This window comes from Streptomyces sp. NPDC002306 (assembly GCF_053593435.1).
This window is the reverse complement of the sequence record NZ_JBSFCK010000061.1, coordinates 1,218-21,726: the sequence shown is the minus strand read 5'-3', so window position 1 is coordinate 21,726 and position 20,509 is coordinate 1,218. Positions and strand designations below refer to the sequence as shown.

The following is a 20,509-nucleotide window of genomic DNA, read 5'->3' as shown; positions in this document are numbered from 1 at the left end:
CCGGCATAGCACGATCGATAAGGCAGCCTGTTCGAAACGCGTGACGGCGATCGTCCACCATGGCCAATGCGCTCGCCAGGGAAAGGGCGAGGGGGACATGGTTGTACGGGTGCCAGCGGCGGTGCGGTCCGCTCCGTCCAGGACAGCACGTCCCCAAATGTGGGTTTGCCATTGCAGCCCTTTCCGAGCCGGCCCTCTTCCGCGCTGTTCAAGAAATCTACAACGTGATCTACGATGCGCTGAGGATCATGAAACGTCGTGCCGAACCTGATCAAGGTCCCGTCGCCGGCGTCGACCCCGACGCCATAATCCATGAGACGATCATGTATCTGGAGAACGTGGTCAATGCACTGACGAACTGGCGCAGCCAGTCCATGGCGGAAATGCCTCAAATTCCGCAGATGCCGTGGCGGAGTCTTCTCGAACCGGCGCCCCCGCGCATGGAACCCCTCCGCCCTAAGTCCCAGCGAGGAATGCTCAGCTGGGCTCGGCGACAGCAAGCCGACTGATGCTCCCCGCCACGGCGGGGGCCCAACGACTCTCATGCTCATTGTTCCGCCGGTGGCGCGCTCTCGCCTTCCCTCAAGCGGGCGGGGGCTTGCAAGGTCAGCTAGCCTCGGAGGCTTTGCCGCTTGGCATAACTCACGAAGGCTATCCAGACTGTCGGCAGTACACGAATGGTGTGCCCGCGGATTTTCGTGTCACGAACTATGACCACGTCTGGATGATTGTCGGCGATCTCCACGCAGGAGTCCTGCGTGGTGTACGAGCTGGTGTGCCAGTTGGGTTTCTCGGTCAAGGGGTTGGCTCCTAGTCGGTGGGCATCCGGTTGAAGTGCTGGATCGCGGTGAGGATGATGTCCCGGACGGTGCTGCCGTACACCACTGACTGTTGGAGAAGGGCGAACGCTTTGGCGTACAGCTCGATTTCTCGCGGTTGGGAGACGGACAGTTCCGCGGAGTAGGTCTCGACGAGGACGAGCTTGTCGTCGAACATCGAGAACGAGTTGCCGGGCCAGATCCCGGCCGGAGCGGAGCGGGGGACGATGCCGAGGCTGAGCCGGGAAAGCTGCATCACCGCCAGGAGGCGGTCGAGCTGCCCCTTCATCACGTCGGGGCCGCCGAAGTTGGTGTAGAGCGCCTGTTCACCGCGGAGCACGTTGAAGATCCGCTCGCCTTGGTAGAGGTATTGCTGGCGCTGGAGGCGCTTGGCGACGGCTGCTTCCGTGTCGTCGGGGATCTCGTAGAAGTTGACGACCTGTTCAAAGACTTTGGCGGCGTACTCCGTGGTCTGGAGCGTTCCCCAGATCACGGTGGGGTGCCAGATGCGGAACACCTTGGTTTTGGCATAGACGGGGATGGCTTTGTGCTGCCGTCTCTCGGCGCCGGCCTGGAGTTGGCGGCGCCATTCGATCCACAGTTCGTCGACGTGGCGGACGATCGCGATCAGGTCGCCGAGCTGGTCGTGCTGGTCGGTGATGTCGCACCAGAGGCGGATGTCGTCCTAGCTGGGGCGCTGTTTGCCGTGCTCGATGCGCGAGATCTTGGATTCGTGCCAGGCGGTGGCGTGCGCGAAAGCCCGGCCGCTGGTGAATCTGGCGTCCTTGCGGAAGCCGCGCAGCCGGGCGCCGAGCGCTTGTAGTGCCTCATCTACCTGTGTGGTCATGGATGGTTCAGCGATTGAACTCGGTGTGGGGGATGGCGTTGGCCCACAGGAGGTCCCTCAGGTGTGCGCATGGGGCGACGGCGTCAGGATCGTCGATGATCTCCGATCCGAGGACGCGGCCGTCCGCATCGAAGTGCCCCACGGCCAGGAGGCGGTCGTCGTACAGCCACCAGTCCCGTCCGTCGAAGGGAAAGGTGACGCTTGCCGGAAGGAGGTGCCGGGGCAGCCAGCGAATGGCCTCTCCGGCCTCCTCGTTCCATGAGGTGGTGGCGTGTTCCCACTGGATGTAGGGGGTCAAAGGCTCGGTCACGACCCGGACGCGGCGCACGGTCATGCCGCGTCCGATGGTGCACCGCACAAGACGGGTCCAGGGCTCGAGGTAGGTGTAGTCGGTGTCCTTGCCGTCGAGCCAGCAGCGGAACGGTCCGTCCTCGCCAGGGACGGAGTAGTCGTCACGCAGCTCGAGGTGGAAGGCGTCGTGCTGGAAGCGCTCGAAGAGCCGGTTGCGTTCAGCGCTGGAGATCAGTGCCACGCCCCTCCTTCCCCCACCGCCAGAGTCTCGCGGTCACCTGCCCGCCGCCAGCCTCCGCCCTGCGGACGCTTCACTTCGGTTGGCGACACCACGCGTCGGAACAGCACCCATAACTCGTCCGGCAGCAACCGTTCCACCACGCCGGAGGAAGCACAGGAACCGTGGCGCCCAATCGCTGTACGGACCCTGTCCGCAGCTCCTGCACGCCCTGGCCAGAAACGTGTTGATCTGGCCAGGACTGGCGCTACTGCCAGCCGTGTTCGACGAGAGGGCGGCTCTGGCTCAGGTACCCGCTCAGACCGGCGGCCGGGTATTCGATGATGTCGTCGGGCAGGTCGTGAACAGTGAACCATTCGAGTGCCATGCACTTTTCTGGTTCCTTGTTGACGGCCTGTCCCTCCCACTGCGTGGCTTCGAAGAAGAAGCCGATCCGCTCGACGTCCTGACTCTGCCGGTGGTGCACGACCTGAACCAGGCGAAGGTTGGCCGGGTCGACGGTGAGGCCGGTTTCCTCGTGCAGCTCGCGGGCGGCGCCAACGGGCAGGGGCTCGCCCTGGTCGAGTTTCCCGGACGGCATGTGCCACCGGCCGTGCCCGTAAGGGCCGCCCCGCTGAGAGAAGAGGATTTTGTCCCCGTCACGGACAATGACGTGGGTGTCGATGACGGGCTGTGCTGGGTGTCCGGTCATGTTCCCTGGGGGGTTGGCGGGGTGGGTGAGACCTTCGACGTTAGCGGCAGAGCCGGTATGGCGTCCGCGATTCGGTGAGCTACATCCGAAGGGGGGTAGGCACCGTTGTCGAGGATCAGCACGTCGACACCTCTGCTCGCCAGGTGCGCGGCGGCTTCGCCATACAGTGCGACTTCCCGACTGGGGCCGGCGGGGTCCACGTGCCAGCGATGGGTGATGCCGCGCGCAGTGATGCGTTCGGCTATGAGACCGGGGTCGGCGGTGAGGATCACGGCCAGATCCGGGAGGAGAACGTGGTCATTGACGGCCAGGAGAAACTCCATCGGTACTCCGTCGAGTTGCTGCAGAACGAGCGTGGAGGGCAGGTAGCGGTCGCTGATGATCAGCTCGCCGGCCTGCAGTGCAGGCTCTATCTCGGTTTCGACGTGCTCGTAGCGGTTGGCTGCCACCAGGCAGGCGAGTGCCATGCCGTGGATTTCGTCTGCGTGACTGCGCGTGAAGGTGCCGAGTGCGCTGGTGGTCGGCTCAACGGTTCGCCGGGCGGGACGTCCCTGGGCGGTGAGATGGTCGTGAAGGGCTGCCACCGTGGTGGACTTGCCGACGCCGCTGGGTCCGTCGATGGTGACGAACCACCCGGCGCGTGCGCCCGTCATGCGGCGGCCTCGCGCCCGTTCTGGTTCCGCTCGTGCTGCTCGCGGGTGAGCATCGCCAGCGTGGCGCGCAGATCTTCGAGGGGCACGTCACCGAACTGGATGCCGACAGAGAAGTTGAACTCGTCCCGCTGGCGCATGGATTCATCGGCGCCGTCCTGCGTGAGGTCGACATCGCCGTACGCGAGGAGGTCTTCGGGGTTGTGGCCGGCGTCGGTGAGGGTCCTCCACACCGGTGTGCCCGGGTAGGGCCGGAACTCGAAGACGCTGGCCCGGAGCTCGCCGGGGTGCCGGTCTGCGATGTTCCACAGGTTCCGGATGTGGTGCACGGTGGCGTCGAGGTCCTCGCGCGTCTCGCCGGGGTAGCCGAGGATGAAGTAGCCCTTCACGCCGATCCCGTGGGCGAGGAGTCGGCGGGCGACGCTTTCGGTCATCTCGGCGGTGATCCGCTTGTCCATCGCGTGCAGGATGCGGTCGCTGCCGGATTCGATCCCGAGAGCGACCTCCCGCAGTCCGTTGGCGACGAGAACGTCGAGGTCAGCGTCGCTGAGACGGTCGAGGACGTTGATGCGGCCGGTGGCATCCCATACGTACCGATCGCCGATGCCGTGCTTGGCGAAGACCTCCATGTGGTCTTTGATGACGTTGCGGACGCCGAGGAAGAGGTCGTCGACGAACCGGAAGGCGGTCACACCGTGCTCGGCATGCAGTGTGTCGAGCTCCCCGATGATGTTCTCGGGGTGGCGGACCCGGATCTTGACATCGGGGTTGGCGCTCCAGGCGGCGCCGCAGAAGCCGCAGTCGTACGGGCAGCCGCGGCTCCCGACGATGTTCGCCTCCGTATACCCGGTCTCGGTGTGAATGGCGTTGCTGAGCCAGGTGAAGCGATCGCTCGCCGCGAGGCGCCTGTCGGTCAGGGTCGGCGCGGGCTGGTAGGGGTCCTGTGGCAAGAAGGCGCGGTTGACGTACGGCAGGGCGTCGATGTTGGGGGCGAGCAGCTGGGCCGTTGTGTGAGGGTCTGCGATGCCGCCTGCGCGAGTGCCGCTGATCGGGTCTCGCCACAGCACGCTGGGCAGTTGGCGGCGGCGCTGCTGGTCTTCCAGGAGAGCGGCGACGCGCAGTTCTGCCTCGCCGAGGACGAGCGCGCGAAGGTTTTGCATGCGGGGGTCGGCGAGGATGCGGTCGGGCATGGCCTTGGCGTGGTGTCCGCCGACCATCAGGGCTATCTCGGGGTCGAGTTGGGCGGCGATCCGTGCGGACATCTCGTAGGTAGGTGCGAGGAGGTTCATGCCGGCCCAGCGTGGCGCGGCCTCGTTGACGATCTGTGCGGCTTCTTCGATGCCGAGGCCGTGGGCTTCGGCGTCGAGGACACCGACGTTGAAGCCCTGCCGCTGGGCGTAGGTGGCGATGTATGCCATGCCCAGGACGGGGAGAGTGTAGTCGTTCGTCCGCGGCCGTAGGCCGTAGTCGCGCAGCGGTGCGTTGATGAACAGGGCGTCGAGGGTGTGGGTGTGGCCGGCGCCTGAGATCAGCGCTAAGTGCTGCATGGGTCCTCCTGGTCAGGGCGGGCGTGTGAGCCCCAGGTGAGGGTGGAGAGGGTCAGGGTGTGCAGGGCAGTGCGGTCGGCGGCGGCCCAACTGGTCCACATCGGGCCGAATGTTTTGTCTTTCTTGCCGGGCCACGGGTGCTGGGGGGCGATCTGGGCGGCCCAGGTGCGTACGGCGAGGTCGTCGTGGGGGTAGATGCTGAAGTCGCCGGTGAAGTCGGTTGCTGCTGCGGCTGCCGTCCACGGCCCGATGCGGGGGATGCGGGTGAGCGCGACGGCCAGTTCACCGGTGTCCAGTTGTTCCCATTGGCTGTGGTGGCTTTCGTAGTGAGCAGCAGCGGCCTGGAGGGCGGTGCGGTGGAACCTGGCGCCGACGTCGGCGAACTGTTGTTCTGTCAGGTCGAGAACGGCACCGGCCGTGGGGGCGAGGGTAAGCACGCCGAGCGGTCCCTGCACCGTGGTGCCGTAGGTGCTGCACCATGTGCGGTACAGCTTGCGGGCCTGGTCGGCGCGGACGACCTGCCGCAGGATCGCGGTCGTGATCGCGTCCCAGAGCGAGGGGTTGGCCAGGCGCTGTGTGGTGCCGAGCTGACGGAGGCCGTCGCGCAACGGCGCGGGAGCGGCGGCTGGCAGACGGGCGGGGTCCGTGGTGACGAACGTGGGTTTCATGTCCTCTGTGCCCTGTACGCATGTCAGGTGCAGGCCCTGACGGCCGAAGGACAGGGTCCAGGTCCCGGAGGTGGTACGGACGGCGCGCACATGCTGCTCGTCTTTACCGGTCTGCCATGCCGGGTGGTCAGTCGTCAGTACGACTGTCATCGCATGCTCCTCATGTAGTGCGGTTGTGCGCCGTAGCCTCTCGCGTCACGAGCCTCTCGTGTGCGAGGCCACGGGAATGCCGGAGCATCAGTTGATGAGGCGGTGCTGCATCAGGTAGGTGCGCATCTGCGCGTACTCCTCGACCGTCGCAGGCCGGGACTCGACGGCTGGGGCGCCGGGCTCGGCCGGGGCCAGCCAGGTCTTTTGGGGCGGCATCAGCTCTTCGGCTGCGTGGGAGAGCTTCTTGCGGCGGGGGCCGCGCAGAAAGAAGGTGACGGTGTCCGGCTCCATCACTGCCTGGTGCACCATCGTGTGGTCCAGCGTGTATGCGCTGCCGGGCCGTTCGACGGTGACGATGGCGGGCTGGAGGTCTGCCCCGGTGAACGGGCCGTCCAGCCGTCGGTGCGGCGGCGAACGACGTGCAGGTAGCCCCCGGCGAGGATGCGGGCGGCGAACGCGTAGCAATGGTCGTGCGGAACAAGCTGGTTGTCAGGCCGCGGGTTCATGTTGAGGCGGACCTCGAAGCTGCGGTCGGGCGCCTGGTAGAGCGACAGCCGGTTGAACAGGAGCGTGACACGGCTGGCAGCCAGGCGTTCGGGGTCGTGCAGGATTTCGCCGACCAGCAGGGTCAGCAGGTCCCGGTCTGCGGCGAGCTGGTCGAGGAGGGCGCGGCTGACGCGGTGCACTTCGCGTAGATCCGGGATGTCCAGGGACGGCATCTGGTCTAGCCACGTGGTTGCCGTCCTCATCGGCGGTGCCCTGCCGGGGCGCGATGGGCGACGCTTTCGAGCACCCAGCGGGCGCGCTGAGCCGCAGCCGCGTACTCGTCGTCGGTCAGCAACGTGCCTGCCTGTGGCGAGGCACTCGCGGCGACGAGCAGGTGCATGCCGGCAGGGCTGTTCTGGGTCGAGCACTGGGTGCCTGGGTGCACGGCGAACACATGCTCGGGGCCGAAGCTGCGCGCGTACTGCGGACGGCCGGCCAGCGCGTCGGCAGCTTCCTGATACATCTCCAGCGCCACGGTGCCCGCAACCGTCAGAACGACGGAGGTGGCGCGTACCGGCCACGGCTCCATGGCGCAATGGGAGGCCAGCCGCAGGTAGACCGCGTGGCCGCCGGGCGCCGGAAGCGGAATATGGACGTAGCCGTGGGCGAGGAACGCGTCCGCCGCCTGGCACGTGCCGAAGTCGGGGACGCCGAGAATCCGGGTGGCAAGGGGGCCCAGCCATCCCGCGGCGCTGGATACGGAAATGTCGGGGATCTCGACCGGATCCCTTCCCTGATCGAGTAGCTGGTCGACGAAGGCGGGAAGTAGGGCGTTCACCAACTGCTCCCTTGAGTGAGTCGGATCGGAGTTCGGGTCCCGGCGCGGGTTCTGCGGGGAGGGGGATGGTGCAGAGCTCCCGCGCCGGGGTTGTACCTGTCCGATGGCCTGGTCTGACGTCATCCGGGCCACCGGGCAGGGATCTATGCGGCAGGCATGTCCAGTTCCTGCATGAGCTGCAGAAAGCTGAGGACCCGGTAGGAACTCAGCCGCCGGAAGAGCTGGGACGCCAAAAGTGTCGGCAGGTTCGCGTGCCCGAAAGGCAAGGGCACGTCGGGCTCGGCCACGACGCGAACGCCGTCTCTTTCGTTCCAGCCGTAGATGGCACCGTAGACCCCGTACAACGGGGCGCTTCGGGCAAGGAACACGGTCGGGTCGTCTTTCAGGTGCGGGCAGAGCCTGGCCGCGGGGCGCACGCACCGGGCGCACACGGGCGGCTGACTCAACAGCAGCGGTGCATCGCCGGGGAGCCGTTCGCGGGGGCCAGCGAGGAAGATCCAGCCTTTCGGGGTCCGTGCCGGTGCGGCACAGATCTGGCAGAGCAGGTTCTGCATGCAGTGCCGCTGCCGGAAGGGGTGCATCATCTTCCACTCCGCCGCGCCCGTCGGCCGGCCCCGGCCGTCGATGGGGTTGAGGCTGCAGCGGCCCCACAGCACACCTCGCATGTCCCGGTCGCGCGGGTCCTCATCCCGGTAGCGCAGCCTGTACCGGCCGGGGGCGAGCATGGTGATGATCAGGTTGTCGGGGGCCGGGTCTTCGCCGCGGCGCTGGGTGATGAACGGGACCAGGCCCGTCTCGGTGGGCTCCCTCACGTGCTGCTCTTTCCTCTGCTACTCGGTCGGGCAAGGGCGTCGCTGCACGCGCAGGGTTAGGTAATGGTGCACAGGATGTCCGCCAGGAGTTCCTCGTGCGGGGCAGGGCCGGGGCGAAACCGGTCAAGGAAATCCCGCAGCGGCGCCGGCGGGACGAGCCGGTCCCCGCGGCACGGCCGCAGCCAGTACGGGCCCGGCAGCTCCGTCTGCGCCATCGGCGGCAGGGCGAGCTGGTGTGGCCGGCCCAGGCACATGGCGTAGCGGTGCGGGGCCCAGGTGTCGCTGGTTCCCGGCGGCACGAGCCAGATCAGCCAGCGCCGGTGCGGGTCCTCGATCACCGGACCGCAGGCGTCGGGCTGGTCGTCGCCGGTGTGCTGGACCTGGTCCAGCAGGCTCACCACGGCGTACGCCTCGGGACAGGCGGCTGTGACGACGATGTCGAAGAAGTGGCCGCCTAACGGTAACCGCAGCACCCGGCCCTGCTGGAGATCCATCAGGCTGCGCACCCGCGCGGCAAGATCGCCCATGTCGGTGGCGACATCGCCCGGCGCGATGGTCCAGTCGCCCGGCATGAAGTCCACACCGGCCACCGGGACCGGCCCACCCGGGAGTACTGCACGCTGAGGGAGCGGGGTACGCATCAGGCCGGCACCTCCCCGGTCGCGCGCGTTGAGGCGGGGTGTTGCGTATACAGCACGGCCATCAAGTTCTCCAGAGCGATCGAACGGGTGAGGACGGAAGGGCTGGAGGTGGGCGGGTGGACGATCACTCCGTCTCCTTGGGGCACTTCGTTGCGGCAAGCCGGTCATGCAACTCGCTCACCCACCAGGCCAGCCGACGCAGATGCCCGACGGCCTGCCGGTAATCAACCAGCATCTCTACAGAGCGCACCGCACGAGCCCGTCTGATCGAGCGGGCGATCTGGCCATCGTCTGCCCGGCCTTGGCCGCGACGGCAATCTCGACGAGGCGCTTCGAATGGCCGAGCAAGTTCTTCGAAGCGCCTCGTCGGGTGGCCCGAAGCCGTCCAGCAAAGGGCCTCCACTCCCAGACCATCTTCAGGACCGTCGTCAGTTCTGCGCCGTCCAGAGGTGTTGTCCACGCCTCGACAGCTCTGTGCGGGGTGGTGTCCTGGGCCCGTCACTGTTGCTCCGCCGGTAAGACGAGGCGGCACCAGGTCCTGGCGCCGCCATCGCTGGTTCCCCAGGCTCCGCCGTTTCCCTTCACCGTCGCCTCAACGAGGAAGAGGCCGCGGCCCGACTCGGCGCCATCGCCTGCAGACTTGAGCTCGAAGCGGCAGGGCACGCCATCGGAGACAGTGATGTGCAGAAAGCCCTGTCGGACTGTCACCGTGACGGCGACTTCCCTTCCCCCGCTGTGCACGATGGCATTGGTGACCAGTTCCGAGACGATGAGTGTCGCGTCGTCTACAAGGCATTCCAGGCCGCAGAGCTTGAGGCGGGCAGCCGTCACACGGCGGGCCATCTGGACCTGGCGGGCGTCGCGTTCCGCGATGGCCTGCCCCGCGCCGCAGGGGGAGACCCCGAAGTTCACGCTCATCACGTCGTGGGTTTGCTGAAAGGTCCTGGACTGACGCTCCGCGTTCTGGCCCTCCCTGCAGAGGTCCTCTCCCGGCGCGGACACGCCTCTTCTCACTGGTGGTGCGCTGGTCACCTACGCTCCCAAGGCCGAGATCATTGGCGTTGCTCGTAAGAGGTAACCGCGTAGTCACTCTCTGCGGGTACCGTTGGTGATAGGTGCGACCGTGAACACCGTGAACGCCATGAAGTTGTCGGGAGTTGAGTGCATGGCTACGAGGAATCGCACGCCCAACCCTGCCCTGGAATCGCTGCTTGAGCAGGCACGATGGACGCGGACTCAATTGGCCCAGCAGGTCAACCGGCTGGGCCCGCAAGCCGGACTCCAGCTCACGTACGACCGGACGGCAGTCGCGCACTGGATCGCTGGCACGCCACCGAAGCCCCAGGTCAGACCCCTGATTCTTGAGGCTTTCTCTGCCCGCTTAGGGCGGCCGGTGACACATGCGGAAGCCGGCCTTCAGCCTGCGGTGTCCGCCGGGGGCTCCCAACCAATCGACACTGTGGAGGAGTTGATCGATCTCGGAAGGGCGGACATGGATCCATCCCGGCGCGGCGTACTTGCCGCGACCCTCTTCACAGCAGCACTTTCTGTACCCACGTTCCAGCAGAACGCCCGAGCCGCCGACGGCTCCGTCATGCCGGGCAAGGCCACTACCCGGATCGGCGCTTCTCAAGTCGCTTCGGTGCGGTCCATGACCGAGCGAATCGCCGACATCCTCGACGAATTCGGCGCAGGCCACGCCCGCCCCATGGCTGCCGCATTCCTCGTCAACACGGTCGGCCCCTGGTTGAGGGCGCAAGCCTCCGAGCAAGTCAGGCAGGACATGCTCGCCGCGGCATCGGATCTGACGTACCTGACGGGCTGGATGGCCATGTACGAAAAAGCCCACGGTCTGGGTCAAACGTACTATGTCAAAGCACTCAAATTAGCTGGCGAGGCGGACGACCACGTCACCTACTGCCGCACACTGCGCGGCATGTCCCTTCAAGCATCGAACATCGGGCACGGACGCATGGCGCTTCAACTCGCCGACTCGGCAGCCGAGGCCGCGCCCTCCGCCGGCCCTCGCCTGGTGGCGTTCCTTCGCGGGCAGCAAGCGCACGCGGCGTCGATGGTCGGCGACCGGCACCAAGCCCACACTCGCCTGCGCGAAGCCGAGACGGCCCTGTCAATGGCTGACAATCGGCGCGATGCGATCGGCGGATACGACCAGACCGCCTATCTCTTCCACGTCTCACACGTGTTGATGGAGGAAGGCGACCTGGCGGGCAGCATTCAGGCGATGAAGCAGTCCATCCGGGTCCAGCCCGCCCAGGAACGACAAGGCCGCGTCCATGCATACGCGGTACTCGCACAGCGGCAATTGCGCTTTGGCCACCTGGAAGCGTCATGCGAGTCATGGGGGCGCTTCCTTGACGAGTATGAGCACGTCTCGTCGATCCGCGGCGATGATCACTTCGGCACCATGCGGACGGACCTGGCCCCGTATACGAAGGCGCGCGCGGTGAAGACTCTCTCCAGCCGAGTGCGAGAGGTCGCGGCAGCCAAGGCATAGGCCAAGACGCCTCCAGGAAGCCCCCATGCCTTTTGGGCATCGGAAATGAGGGCGCGTTGGGCCGGGAAGCTGGACGGCAAGGCGGGGTGGCTGCTCCGCTGCGGGATGACGTGAGCTGCTTCTTCGACCCGGACTTGGTGGGGGCGCTGCCGGACGGTCGTGTCCCGAATTCCTCGATGGGAGGACTGGCAGGCGGTCCTCGTGGTTCGAAGTCGGATTTGACAGATCAAATTCTGGATCTTCCAGGACCACATCATCCGAGGCCGGAGCCTCATCCGTGATGGACCCCCTCAACGGCGTCCATGGTGTCCAGCCCGGGGAGCGACAGCACGCCCAGCGTCTGCAGGTCCCTCGCGTACTTGCGGATCAGTTCCCGGCCGAGGTGCGGGACATCCTTGTCCGGGCCCACGCCTGAGGCGCGCACCGCCTCCTGGAAGCGTTCTGTGGGGAAGCCCGCGCCGTTGACTGCCGGCGCGGGCCGGGCGAAGGCGTGCAGCAGGGGCAGCACCGAGTGCTGCTTCTGCTGGTCCGGCATGGCGCGGATCGCGGTCTCGAACCGGGCGTACCACTCGTCGTAGTCGTGGATCCTCGTGATGGAGTAGTCGGCCTCGATCAGCCAGTCCACGAAGGTGTCCATGGAGATCCCGTCGGCGTGCGGGTTGAACACGTTGAACGTCCGGTGGCCGCGGGTCGCCCGCGCGCCGAGGGCGTTGACGGCCTCCGCGGTGAAGTCGACCGGTAGTCCGTTGTAGTGGGCTGCTTGGCGGTGGCCCTGGGCGTCGAGGCGGTAGAAGGAGTCCGGTGCGACGCCGGTGGCGATCACGCTGAGCAGCAGACGGGTGAACACGTCGGGCACGTTGAGCTGCCCGGCGTACCGGGTGTGCGCGAGGATCAGGTCTGACCGGAAGACGGCGACCGGCAGACCGCACAGGTCGTGCGCCTCCCGCAGCAGCACCTCGCCGGCCCACTTGCTGGTCGCGTACCCGTTGGCGTAGCCGTCGCCGAGCTTGCGCAGCGGGCTGACCGTCCTGATGTCAGCGCTCTCGTCGGCCGACGACAGCGTGCCGACGAGGGCCGCGACCGTCGACAGGAACGTAAGCGGCTTCATGCGGGCGGTGATCGCCAGGCGGATCAGCTCTGCGGTGCCGACCACGTTGGGGCCGAACAACTGCTCGTACGGCAGCACGTGATTGACCAGCGCGGCCGGGTGCGCGATCTGGTCGACGGTGTCGGCCAGCCGCCGCCAGGTCGTCTCGTCCAGGCCCAGGCCGACCTCGCCGATGTCGCCGGCCAGCACCTCCAGGTGTCCGCGGGCCAGCTCCCTGAAGCGGGCGAGCAGTTCGGGGTCGCTGTCGTAGACGGACTCCAGCCGCTGCCACGCGGTCTTGGCGTCCGCGCCGCGCACGATGCAGATCAGCCGGCCCCCGATGGGTGCCAGCCGTTCCATCTGGTCCAGGGCCATGAAGCGGCCCAGATAGCCGTTGGCGCCGGTCATCAGGACGGTGCGCACGGGACCCTCGGGCAGTGGCAGCGTGGGCGCGGCAGCGAGAGTCCGGGCGTCGATGAACCGGTCCAAGGTCAGGTCGGCGGCCTCGACCTGGGTGCTGCCCGCGCCGTGCACGGCGGCGAATGTCGGCCGCCGGGAGCCGGAGCCCTGCTCGGACTCGATGTGTTCCGCGACCTTGCGGAGGTTGTTGGCGGGGCTGATGAGGACGCCGACCGACACCTCGAACCCGAAGATCTGCCCCAGCAGTTCCGACAGGGTGAGCGCGGACAGGGAGTCGCCGCCGAGGTCGGTGAAGTGCGCGTCCGGGTCCGTGAAGTCCTGGCCGCCCACTACCGCCCCGACGGCCTTGAGGACGGTGTCGAGCACCGGCCGGTCGGCGCCCCGGTGGCGCAGCTCGCTCAGCGCGGCGCTCTCCCGGTCGGCCAGTTCGGTGTAGAGCTGTTCCAGCTGCGGGCCGTAACGACTGGTCAGTCGGGGGCGCATCAGCTTGCGCGTCTCGGAGAGCAGACCGTTGTCGGTGCTGAAGGGTTCGGTCTCGATCAGGAAGTCGCGGGGGATCTCGTAGGCGTTGAGGCCGGCTTCGGCGGCGGTGCGCCGCAGCGATTCGTGCAGCCGGGCCGGGAGATCGCCGTCGCCGCTCAGTGCGTCCTCGGGGGGCACGATCACGGCGAGCAGGTACGAACGTTCACTGTTGCCGTAGACGAAGATTTGCCGCACCAGCGGGTCGGTGGCGAAGGTGGCCTCCACGTGGGACAGCGCGACGAACTCGCCCTGGGCCAGCTTGAGCACGTTCTTGCGGCGGTCGACGTAGACCAGTTCGTCCGGCCCTATCTCGGCCATCACGTCACCGGTGTGGTAGAAGCCGTCCGCGTCGAAGACGTCGGCGGTCACGTCGGGGCGTTTGTAGTAGCCGGGGATGAGCGTCTCCGACCTGACCAGCAGCTCGCCGCGCGGATACGGCATGTCAGTGAGCATGTAGCCCAGCTCGGGCACGTCCACCAGCTTGTACTCCAGGACGGGCGGCCGGCCCACTTTGTGGTCCACGGTGATCGGGCCCGCCTCGGTGGAGCCGTAGCCGTCGTGCACGGGGAGGTCGAGGACCGACTCGACGAACTCCCTCATCTCGGCGGACAGGGGCGCGGAACCGACCGCGGCCCACATCACCCGGCCGCCGAGGAACTCCTCGCGCAGCTGCGTTTTGATCTTCTCGGTCCTCCCCGCCTCGTCCGCGTTGCCCGCGTCGTCGACCGCGCTGCGGAAGCGCTGGTGGAGCATGTCGCACACGCGGGGCACGAGGAGGAGTTCGGTGGGGCGGACCAGGCCGATGTCCTCGAAGAGGGTGGACAGGTCGCTGCGGGCGACGAAGTGGTTGATGCCGCCGCGGGCCAGCGTGGTGAACAGTGCCGTCCGCCCGAAGAGGTGGCTCAACGGCATGTAATTGACGGTGATGCACGGTCTGTCGGCAGTTTCGAACCAGCTCTGCCACAGACGGCAGCCCAGGCGTTCGGTGTATTCGGCTCCCTTTGGCATGCCGGTACTGCCCGAGGTGTAGACGAGCAGGCTCAGCCGGTCCGGGTCGGCTTCCGGCATGGGTGCGGCGGGCAGGGCACGACCGCGTTCGATCACGTCGTCCAGCAGGTCCAGTGACATCCGTCGCCCGGCCTGGGCAAGCCGACGGCGCGCGTCCGCGATCCTCGTGCGCTCGTCATCGGCGTCCGGACGGTGGTCGAACACGACCACCCTCGCGACCGTCGGACTGTCGAGGGCCACATCGACCGCGGTGTCCAGCACGTCGATGCTGACGGCGAGCAGATGCGGCCCGGTCTCCGCGAGGATCGGCATGAGGCCAGCCGCGGACGTGCTGCCCTGCAGGGGCACACAGACCGCGGCCAGCCGAAAGCACGCCAGGTCGATCAGTGCGTGTTCAGCGCTGGTGCCGCCGAGGACACACACGAAGTCGCCCTTAGCCACGGGATGGCGCTCGTCGTGGTGCCACTCCGCGGCGACCGCCTCGGTACGGTCGCCGAGCTCGCGGTAGGTGATCATGTCGAACCGCGGCAGCAGCCGCAGTTCCGTCCGGCCGGTGGCCGGGTCGGTGACCGCTTCCCGGGCGCGTTCGCCCAGGGCGGGCCGGTCGGCGTAGGCATCCATGACCATGGCCGCCATCGAGGCTATGGACTGTCCCGGCCGCCGTATGGCCTGAGCGACCGACTCACGTGGCAGGACGTCGCGAAGCTCCTGGTCGCCGGCACACAACCGCGCGGCTCGGCGCTCCTCTCGGAGGTCTGTCGTCCCGCCGTTGTCGCCCGTCGGAACCCGCGAACCACGCGCCATGGCCATCTCCCCGCACAGTGCGGCTTTTGTGCCGATATACAACTTTATCGCCAGACGAGACGGCCATCACATCGGATGCGGGCCGTCCGTCGGCCGACGAACGGCCCGCGCGACGCCCAGCGGGAACGGTGACGGGAACCCGGACCGGCGGTCCGGGTTGCGGGAAGGCAGGTCAGGGCGGGCGGGGCCAAACCACCTCGCTCGACCGGCTACCAGTGGTGGGGCCCGGAGGATTGGCAGGTCCGGGGCGGGCACGGAAGGCGGGCCGCGACCAGCCGTCGGGCCAGCCCCTGAGCCCACCACGCGCAGTCCCGACGCAGGAGCTGCGCGGCCTTGCCGACGGCACCTACGGCCGGCGGGTGTCGTCTACACGGGTGCCCGGCGATCCGCTGGGACAGCTCCTGCAGACGCCGCCGCTGCACGGCGGTGCCGCGAGGTCCTCGGCTGCCAGCCAGGCGACCTGCTCACGTGCCTTAAGCACCGAAGGCAAGGCAGCGGCGGGCTGCGCAGCGGCTTGTCACCGATCGGGCAGCCGGAGGGTCAGTGGCGGCCGCCGCGGCGGCCGTAACCCCAGGTCTCGTCGTCGACGAAGCGGCCGTGGTCGTTGCGCAGGGTCGCGGTGTCGTGGTCGTTGTTCCACACGTAGGCCCGGCGGTCCTGGTAGAGGTCGGTGCGGGTGTCGCGGCCCTCCCCGGTGTGGATACGGACCGTGGCCCGGCCGGCCAGCTTGTAGTCCTCGAAGGTGTAGACGTGACCGGACTCGTCGCGCAGGGTCCAGCCGTCGAGGTTGACCGCGCTGCGGGTGGTGTTGGTGAGGTCCACCCACTCCTTGTTCAGCGACCGCTTGGAGCGGTCGTCACGTCCCGGGGAGTCGTACTGGACGGCCGAGATCTTCACCTTCGGCTGCTGCGGGCGGGCGTGATCGGCCGCGGACGCCGGCAGCGCCACCGCCCCGACCAGAGCACCGGCCGCAAGCGCGGCAGCGGCCAGACGACGGGCGGCGACAGAAGCAGAAGTGGACATGAGTCCCCCTGATGGTGCGGGCACCACTCCCGGGAAACGGGAGTGGTGCGATGTGCGGGTTGCGCGGCCGGATCGGCCGTGCACACACACTCTGTCCAGCACGTGCAGGAGTCGGGGTGGAAACATGGCTTGTGTTACCTGTTGCCCATATTTCTGTGACTCTTGACTGCATGATTCATGTATGGCTCTTGTCGCTGGTGGTGACGGTCCGGCAGGTCGCGCGTCCTTGCGGGAGTTGGCCGTGTCCCGCGATCGCCATGCCACATCATTCAGGGACCGTACGGGCCTTCACCCGAAAGTGAGTAACAGGCGCTCGTGTCGAGACGCCCTGCGGATGGGTGGAGAAACGGCTCCGGAGTGAATGCCTGATTGCACCCGCGTACCCACTCTGAGCTGCAGCGGAGGTGGATGCACAGTGTGTGGCGCAGCAGAGCGTGTCGGACGTGTGTCGAGAAGTCGCCCCGGCTCCACAGTCATCGAGAGACTGGCCTCGCCAAGGGCTGTGACACCGGAGGTGTCACAGCCCTTGGACTGCTCGCATGAAGCCGGGATGACACTCCCGTGCTGCGGTCGTGCCGGGACGACCTATGCCAGAACCGCATCTTCGCAGGTGGCGGCTCGTGCTCTATATTCCGCTCCAACGTCTGAGTGTGCCTGGCTCCGACGCCAGGCGGCTGCCGGACACTCATCGCGCCGTGCATGTCCGGATCCATGTGCCTGTGTATCCACAGCGCGCCCCAGTCGGAGCGGGCGCGCGCTATGAGGAGGCGACTCTTCGCGTGAGCCCCGTTCTCGGATACGACCACCGTCTCGTCCAGACGGCTGTGGTCGGTGACGCCCACTCCGATCACCCGGTGATCCTGCCTATGGACGCCGGGGAATTGGACGCCTGGCGTCGGCGCCACCCCGGCTACACCTACTGGTGCGGATACGAACTTGGCGGCTGCGGCAGCAAGTTGAGCGACAGGCTCTACCACGACAAGGTGTGCCACTTCGCCCATCAACCTGGCGGTCCGGCATGCGGCCGTTCCGCGGTGGGCGAGTCCAGCGCGGACCACCTCTTCATCAAGCGGGGCCTGCGCGACCTCCTCGGCAGGGACAAGCAGCGCGGCACCGTGGAGAGCCGAGACCTCGGGTCAAGCCCGGGCGGCGCCGTGGACCTGCACCTGCCCGCAGCCCGTCGCAGACTGCGCTTCCAGCTCGCCGGCCTCGACCACCGGAGCTGGCGAGCGGCCAACTTGGCCCTTGGCGACGACGTGGACGAGGTCGACTGGCTATTCGGCACAGACGGCGCCCTCACCAGGGAACTCCTCGCCCGCAAGGGCTACAGCCTGCGGTTCCGGCTGGAGACCGTCAGCGGTGAGCGCCGGATCCACATCGGAGCCCAGAACTACGCCGAGCCAGAGGTGCGATGGAGCCGACTGGAGGACTGCCGGATCACGCCCGGCGGTCTGATGACGCCAGCCATCGAAGCGATACGGCTGGCCCCGCCGCGCCCCAAGCCGTTCGCCTTCCCCGTCGACGGTTCCGTCGTCTTCGCACTCGATCCTGAAGCGCCTGCACCCGACAATTCGCCGTTCGCCACCGAGGGACGCCGCCTGGTCATGGCGTATGTGAAAGCCATGGACAGCCCCGTCGTCCGCACGGCGCTGTCCCTGCCCGACGACACGGACCTGCCCCCGGCACAGCACGTCTACCGCGCCGGTGACCATGCCCGACTCCTCGTCCAGGAAAACGGAACATGGGCTCTCCAGCTCGACCGATACGTCCGCCTCGACGCGGCAGAGGCAGCCCGGACGGGTCTGGCGGGTGACCCCTCCGAGCCGCACACGCCCCCTGTTGTCCAGCCGCCCGCGGTGAAAGCACCACCGCAGCCAGCCCAGCAGTCTCAGCCCGTGCGCTCCGTCGCTGCGCGGACTCCCCCGCCGACCGTTGACAGAGCAAAGGGGAAAGACCCCGGAGTACTGAGCCGCGACCAGGCCGTCGTCCGCGCTCGCGAGCTACTGCGCGATGCTGCCAATCACGGCCGTACCCTGCGCTGGGCCAATCTGGCATCGCGACTGGGCGCCCCGTACCCCGACATGTCGGAGAAGGAGCGCGCGGGCTTCCTCATCGAAATCGACACCCCGCTGTGGGAGAGCAAGCCGGTCCTCACCGCTCTGCTCTGGGACAGGAACTGGCAGGAGCCCGTGTCCTGTCTTCATGCAGTGGTAGTCGGGCTTGGCGTCGCCAACGCGCAGAGTGTGCGGGCCGGTTCGTCCGTCCTGCGTGAGTGGGCGGATCGCGAACGGGACCGTGCCTTCGCCGTGCACGCGAGTCCACCACGTCCTGTGCGGCCCCGTATGCCTCTGAAGGGCGCGCAGGCCGTCGCCCATGTGCTGACCAGGAAGCAGACCCGGGAGGTGAACGCGTTGGTCGGCCGCATAGCGGTCACGCGGAACGTGAAGGCGCCGGTGAGCACCCCCGGGGACCGACGCAGGGTTAGCGACGCGATCGTGAGTCTGGAGGAGAAGGCGGTCCGGTCTGGCGCGGAGTCCCAGGTGCCCGCGCAGGTTTACCGGGCGCTTGAGCGTTCCCGCCTGTGGCTGAGGTATGCCACGCCGGGTGCGCATATTCCTGATCCCCTGTCGAACCAGGATCGACAGGCGATCAGGGCTTCCATCGACGGACTCCTGCAGTCGCTGAAAGCCGCGGAGGTGAGGCTGGACGACGACACGCGCTGACCCGCTAACGCGTGAGGGGAGCGAGGGCGTTCTCATCGAGTCGCGCGCGTGGGGGCGCCTTCGATGTGAGGCGACCCCGGCGGTGTGGACACACTGACAATGGATCTTGCAGATCCGAGGAAAGGTGTCCTGGTGGGACGGAAGTCTCCGTATCCGGAGGAATTCAGGAGCGACGCCGTCGCGTTGTACCGCGCGGCGGGCGCAAAGCACACGTATGCCGCGGTCCCGGCGGATGTCGGGGTGACCGGCGAGACGCTGCGGAGCTGGGTGCGTCAGGCCGGCGAACACGCCGGCCGCGATTACAGCCACGGCGATCCGACCGGTGCGAACCGGGACGAGGACTGGCCCGGCTGCGGGCGGAGAACGGCCGGCTGCGCAAGGCGGAGAAGGAGTGGGAGCTGGAGCGGGAGATCCTGCGCCAGGCAGCGGCCTATTTCGCCAAGGAGATGAAATGAAGACCTGCCGCTGGGACTTCATCTCTGAGAATCGCGCTGGATTCGGCGTGCAGCGGATATGCCGGGTCCTTCAGGTCTCGCGCTCGGGCTACTACCAGTGGCTCGCCGGCGCGAAGGCCCGCACCGTGCGGCAGACCGCCGAGGACGAGCTTGTCGCGAGGATCCGTGAGGTCCACACTGCGCACAAGGGCACCTACCGGGTCCGCCGCGTGCATGCCAATCTGCGGGGCTTCGGTCACATCGTCAACCGCAAGCGCGTCGAGCGCCTGATGCGCATCAACAGAATCGAGGGACGCCACCTGCGGCGCCGCACGCGCACGACCATCCCAGACCGCCTCGCGCCACCTGCCCCGGATCTCATCCAACGTGATTTCTCCGCAGGCAAGTTGGACGAGAAGTGGTGCGGCGACATCACATACGTGCAGGTCGGCGGCACCTGGCTGTATCTCGCCTGCGTCATCGAAATCTGCTCACGTCGGGTGCTCGGCTACTCGATGGCCACCCACATGCGCGCCGGACTGGTCATCGACGCCTTGACGATGGCTGCCGCGGCCCGTGGTGGCCGCGTGGGCGGGGTGATTTTTCACGCGGACAGGGACTCGCAATACACGTCAGCCTCGTTCGCGCAGGTCTGTGACGGTTTCGGGATTCACAGGAGCATGAGCCGGGTCGGCTCGAGCTACGACAACGCTCTCGCCGAGTCGTTCCGGCAGGGACTCAAGAGAGAGACGATGCACCAGAGGCTGTTCTCGACGGTGCGGCAGGCAAGGCTGGAGATCTTCCAGTGGCTCACCTACTACAACGCCCGACGGCGCCGCAGCGCCCTCAACTACCTCTCGCCAGCCGAGTTCGGACAGCAACACCGACGAGGACGTAAACTCACACTCGCAGCGTGAACCCCGTGTCCACACTCCGGGGGACGCCTCAGTGGGCCCGCCGTGTCGGGAACTCTCCAGAGGTAATCCATCGCCGGTATCACGGCTGCATCGACGGGCACGAAGAAGCAGCCAACGCCGAGATCTCTCAGACTCTTAAGGAAGACGGTGAATAAGGGCCGGTCTTCTGTGAAGAAAACCGGCCCTGAGCGCGTGTACTGCTCTGCGGTTCACACAGGCAGTTGAGGACCGGACGGGATTCCGGGTGCCGGCGGTACAGTCCGCGGCGGGATTCCGGGTGCCGGCGGTACAGTCCGCGGCGGGATTCCGGGTGCCGGCGGTACAGTCCGCGGCGGGATTCCGGGTGCCGGCGGTACAGTCCGCGGCGGGATTCCGGGTG

19 protein-coding genes and 1 pseudogene are annotated in these 20,509 nt (G+C 67.4%); 4 read left to right on the top strand and 16 right to left on the bottom strand.

Annotated elements, in window-relative coordinates; all coding sequences use genetic code 11:
* Positions 1–224 precede the first annotated feature (224 nt).
* Positions 225–509: a hypothetical protein gene (locus ACWCQK_RS39275; protein ID WP_451163626.1), complete on the top strand. Its 285-nt coding sequence runs from the start codon at positions 225–227 to the stop codon at positions 507–509.
* A 101-nt stretch (positions 510–610) separates the two neighbouring features.
* Here the strand turns inward: ACWCQK_RS39275 and ACWCQK_RS39270 are convergent, their stop codons facing one another.
* The 14 genes from ACWCQK_RS39270 to ACWCQK_RS39205 form a co-directional block, all read right to left on the bottom strand.
* On the bottom strand, positions 611–799 hold the full coding sequence (locus ACWCQK_RS39270; protein WP_451163624.1) for a DUF397 domain-containing protein: 189 nt from the start codon (positions 797–799) through the stop codon (positions 611–613).
* A gap of 11 nt (positions 800–810) precedes the next feature.
* Positions 811–1,335 (bottom strand): DUF5753 domain-containing protein, encoded by a 525-nt coding sequence (locus ACWCQK_RS39265; protein ID WP_451163622.1) that lies wholly within the window; start codon positions 1,333–1,335, stop codon positions 811–813.
* 168 nt (positions 1,336–1,503) lie between these two features.
* Positions 1,504–1,665, bottom strand: coding sequence for a helix-turn-helix domain-containing protein (locus ACWCQK_RS39260; protein WP_451163620.1), 162 nt, complete (start codon positions 1,663–1,665; stop codon positions 1,504–1,506).
* A 7-nt stretch (positions 1,666–1,672) separates the two neighbouring features.
* On the bottom strand, positions 1,673–2,197 hold the full coding sequence (locus ACWCQK_RS39255; protein WP_451163618.1) for a DUF6879 family protein: 525 nt from the start codon (positions 2,195–2,197) through the stop codon (positions 1,673–1,675).
* A 244-nt stretch (positions 2,198–2,441) separates the two neighbouring features.
* Complete coding sequence (locus ACWCQK_RS39250; protein WP_451163616.1) at positions 2,442–2,885, bottom strand: NUDIX hydrolase; 444 nt, start codon at positions 2,883–2,885, stop codon at positions 2,442–2,444.
* Entirely contained in the window at positions 2,882–3,538 is a 657-nt protein-coding gene (gene tmk / locus ACWCQK_RS39245) for a dTMP kinase (protein WP_451163614.1), read from the bottom strand. The genes ACWCQK_RS39250 and tmk overlap by 4 nt, the downstream gene beginning before the upstream one ends.
* Positions 3,535–5,082, bottom strand: coding sequence for a B12-binding domain-containing radical SAM protein (locus tag ACWCQK_RS39240; RefSeq protein ID WP_451163612.1), 1,548 nt, complete (start codon positions 5,080–5,082; stop codon positions 3,535–3,537). Before ACWCQK_RS39240 ends, tmk begins: the two co-directional genes overlap by 4 nt.
* Positions 5,070–5,900 (bottom strand): hypothetical protein, encoded by an 831-nt coding sequence (locus ACWCQK_RS39235; protein ID WP_451163610.1) that lies wholly within the window; start codon positions 5,898–5,900, stop codon positions 5,070–5,072. The genes ACWCQK_RS39240 and ACWCQK_RS39235 overlap by 13 nt, the downstream gene beginning before the upstream one ends.
* 87 nt (positions 5,901–5,987) lie before the next feature.
* Complete coding sequence (locus ACWCQK_RS39230) at positions 5,988–6,209, bottom strand: hypothetical protein (protein WP_451163609.1); 222 nt, start codon at positions 6,207–6,209, stop codon at positions 5,988–5,990.
* Positions 6,191–6,619 (bottom strand): hypothetical protein, encoded by a 429-nt coding sequence (locus ACWCQK_RS39225; RefSeq protein WP_451163607.1) that lies wholly within the window; start codon positions 6,617–6,619, stop codon positions 6,191–6,193. The genes ACWCQK_RS39230 and ACWCQK_RS39225 overlap by 19 nt, the downstream gene beginning before the upstream one ends.
* Before the next feature lie 26 nt (positions 6,620–6,645).
* Entirely contained in the window at positions 6,646–7,224 is a 579-nt protein-coding gene (locus ACWCQK_RS39220; protein ID WP_451163605.1) for a hypothetical protein, read from the bottom strand.
* Between the two features lie 143 nt (positions 7,225–7,367).
* Positions 7,368–8,036: a hypothetical protein gene (locus ACWCQK_RS39215; protein ID WP_451163603.1), complete on the bottom strand. Its 669-nt coding sequence runs from the start codon at positions 8,034–8,036 to the stop codon at positions 7,368–7,370.
* Positions 8,037–8,092: 56 nt separating this feature from the next.
* Positions 8,093–8,677 (bottom strand): hypothetical protein, encoded by a 585-nt coding sequence (locus ACWCQK_RS39210; RefSeq protein ID WP_451163601.1) that lies wholly within the window; start codon positions 8,675–8,677, stop codon positions 8,093–8,095.
* A 498-nt stretch (positions 8,678–9,175) separates the two neighbouring features.
* The gene (locus ACWCQK_RS39205) at positions 9,176–9,595 is read right to left on the bottom strand and encodes an ATP-binding protein (protein ID WP_451163599.1); all 420 of its coding nucleotides are present in this window, start codon (positions 9,593–9,595) and stop codon (positions 9,176–9,178) included.
* Between the two features lie 247 nt (positions 9,596–9,842).
* On the opposite strand from ACWCQK_RS39205, the gene ACWCQK_RS39200 reads away from it, so the two are divergent.
* A complete protein-coding gene (locus tag ACWCQK_RS39200) occupies positions 9,843–11,192 on the top strand; it encodes a hypothetical protein (RefSeq protein ID WP_451163628.1) in 1,350 nt (449 codons plus the stop codon).
* A gap of 271 nt (positions 11,193–11,463) precedes the next feature.
* Here the strand turns inward: ACWCQK_RS39200 and car are convergent, their stop codons facing one another.
* Together car and ACWCQK_RS39190 are read right to left on the bottom strand one after the other, a co-directional pair.
* Positions 11,464–15,033 carry a carboxylic acid reductase gene (gene car, locus ACWCQK_RS39195; RefSeq protein WP_451163597.1) on the bottom strand — a complete coding sequence of 1,190 codons (3,570 nt, stop codon included), beginning with the start codon at positions 15,031–15,033 and terminating at the stop codon, positions 11,464–11,466.
* 540 nt (positions 15,034–15,573) lie between these two features.
* Positions 15,574–16,056 carry a lamin tail domain-containing protein gene (locus ACWCQK_RS39190; RefSeq protein ID WP_451163595.1) on the bottom strand — a complete coding sequence of 161 codons (483 nt, stop codon included), beginning with the start codon at positions 16,054–16,056 and terminating at the stop codon, positions 15,574–15,576.
* 620 nt (positions 16,057–16,676) lie between these two features.
* On the opposite strand from ACWCQK_RS39190, the gene ACWCQK_RS39185 reads away from it, so the two are divergent.
* Positions 16,677–18,779, top strand: a complete 2,103-nt coding sequence (locus ACWCQK_RS39185; protein WP_451163593.1) for a hypothetical protein — start codon at positions 16,677–16,679, stop codon at positions 18,777–18,779.
* A 132-nt stretch (positions 18,780–18,911) separates the two neighbouring features.
* A pseudogene (locus ACWCQK_RS39180) lies at positions 18,912–20,130 on the top strand (IS3 family transposase).
* Positions 20,131–20,509 lie beyond the last annotated feature (379 nt).

Coding starts and splice junctions, on each gene's coding strand:
- ACWCQK_RS39250 (WP_451163616.1), bottom strand. CDS start 2,885: ATGACCGGACACCCAGCACAGCCCGTCATCGACACCCACGTCATTGTC.
- ACWCQK_RS39235 (WP_451163610.1), bottom strand. CDS start 5,900: ATGACAGTCGTACTGACGACTGACCACCCGGCATGGCAGACCGGTAAA.
- ACWCQK_RS39200 (WP_451163628.1), top strand. CDS start 9,843: ATGGCTACGAGGAATCGCACGCCCAACCCTGCCCTGGAATCGCTGCTT.
- ACWCQK_RS39210 (WP_451163601.1), bottom strand. CDS start 8,677: ATGCGTACCCCGCTCCCTCAGCGTGCAGTACTCCCGGGTGGGCCGGTC.
- car (WP_451163597.1), bottom strand. CDS start 15,033: ATGGCGCGTGGTTCGCGGGTTCCGACGGGCGACAACGGCGGGACGACA.
- ACWCQK_RS39230 (WP_451163609.1), bottom strand. CDS start 6,209: ATGGTGCACCAGGCAGTGATGGAGCCGGACACCGTCACCTTCTTTCTG.
- ACWCQK_RS39190 (WP_451163595.1), bottom strand. CDS start 16,056: ATGTCCACTTCTGCTTCTGTCGCCGCCCGTCGTCTGGCCGCTGCCGCG.
- ACWCQK_RS39240 (WP_451163612.1), bottom strand. CDS start 5,082: ATGCAGCACTTAGCGCTGATCTCAGGCGCCGGCCACACCCACACCCTC.
- tmk (WP_451163614.1), bottom strand. CDS start 3,538: ATGACGGGCGCACGCGCCGGGTGGTTCGTCACCATCGACGGACCCAGC.
- ACWCQK_RS39205 (WP_451163599.1), bottom strand. CDS start 9,595: ATGAGCGTGAACTTCGGGGTCTCCCCCTGCGGCGCGGGGCAGGCCATC.
- ACWCQK_RS39260 (WP_451163620.1), bottom strand. CDS start 1,665: ATGACCACACAGGTAGATGAGGCACTACAAGCGCTCGGCGCCCGGCTG.
- ACWCQK_RS39225 (WP_451163607.1), bottom strand. CDS start 6,619: ATGCCGTCCCTGGACATCCCGGATCTACGCGAAGTGCACCGCGTCAGC.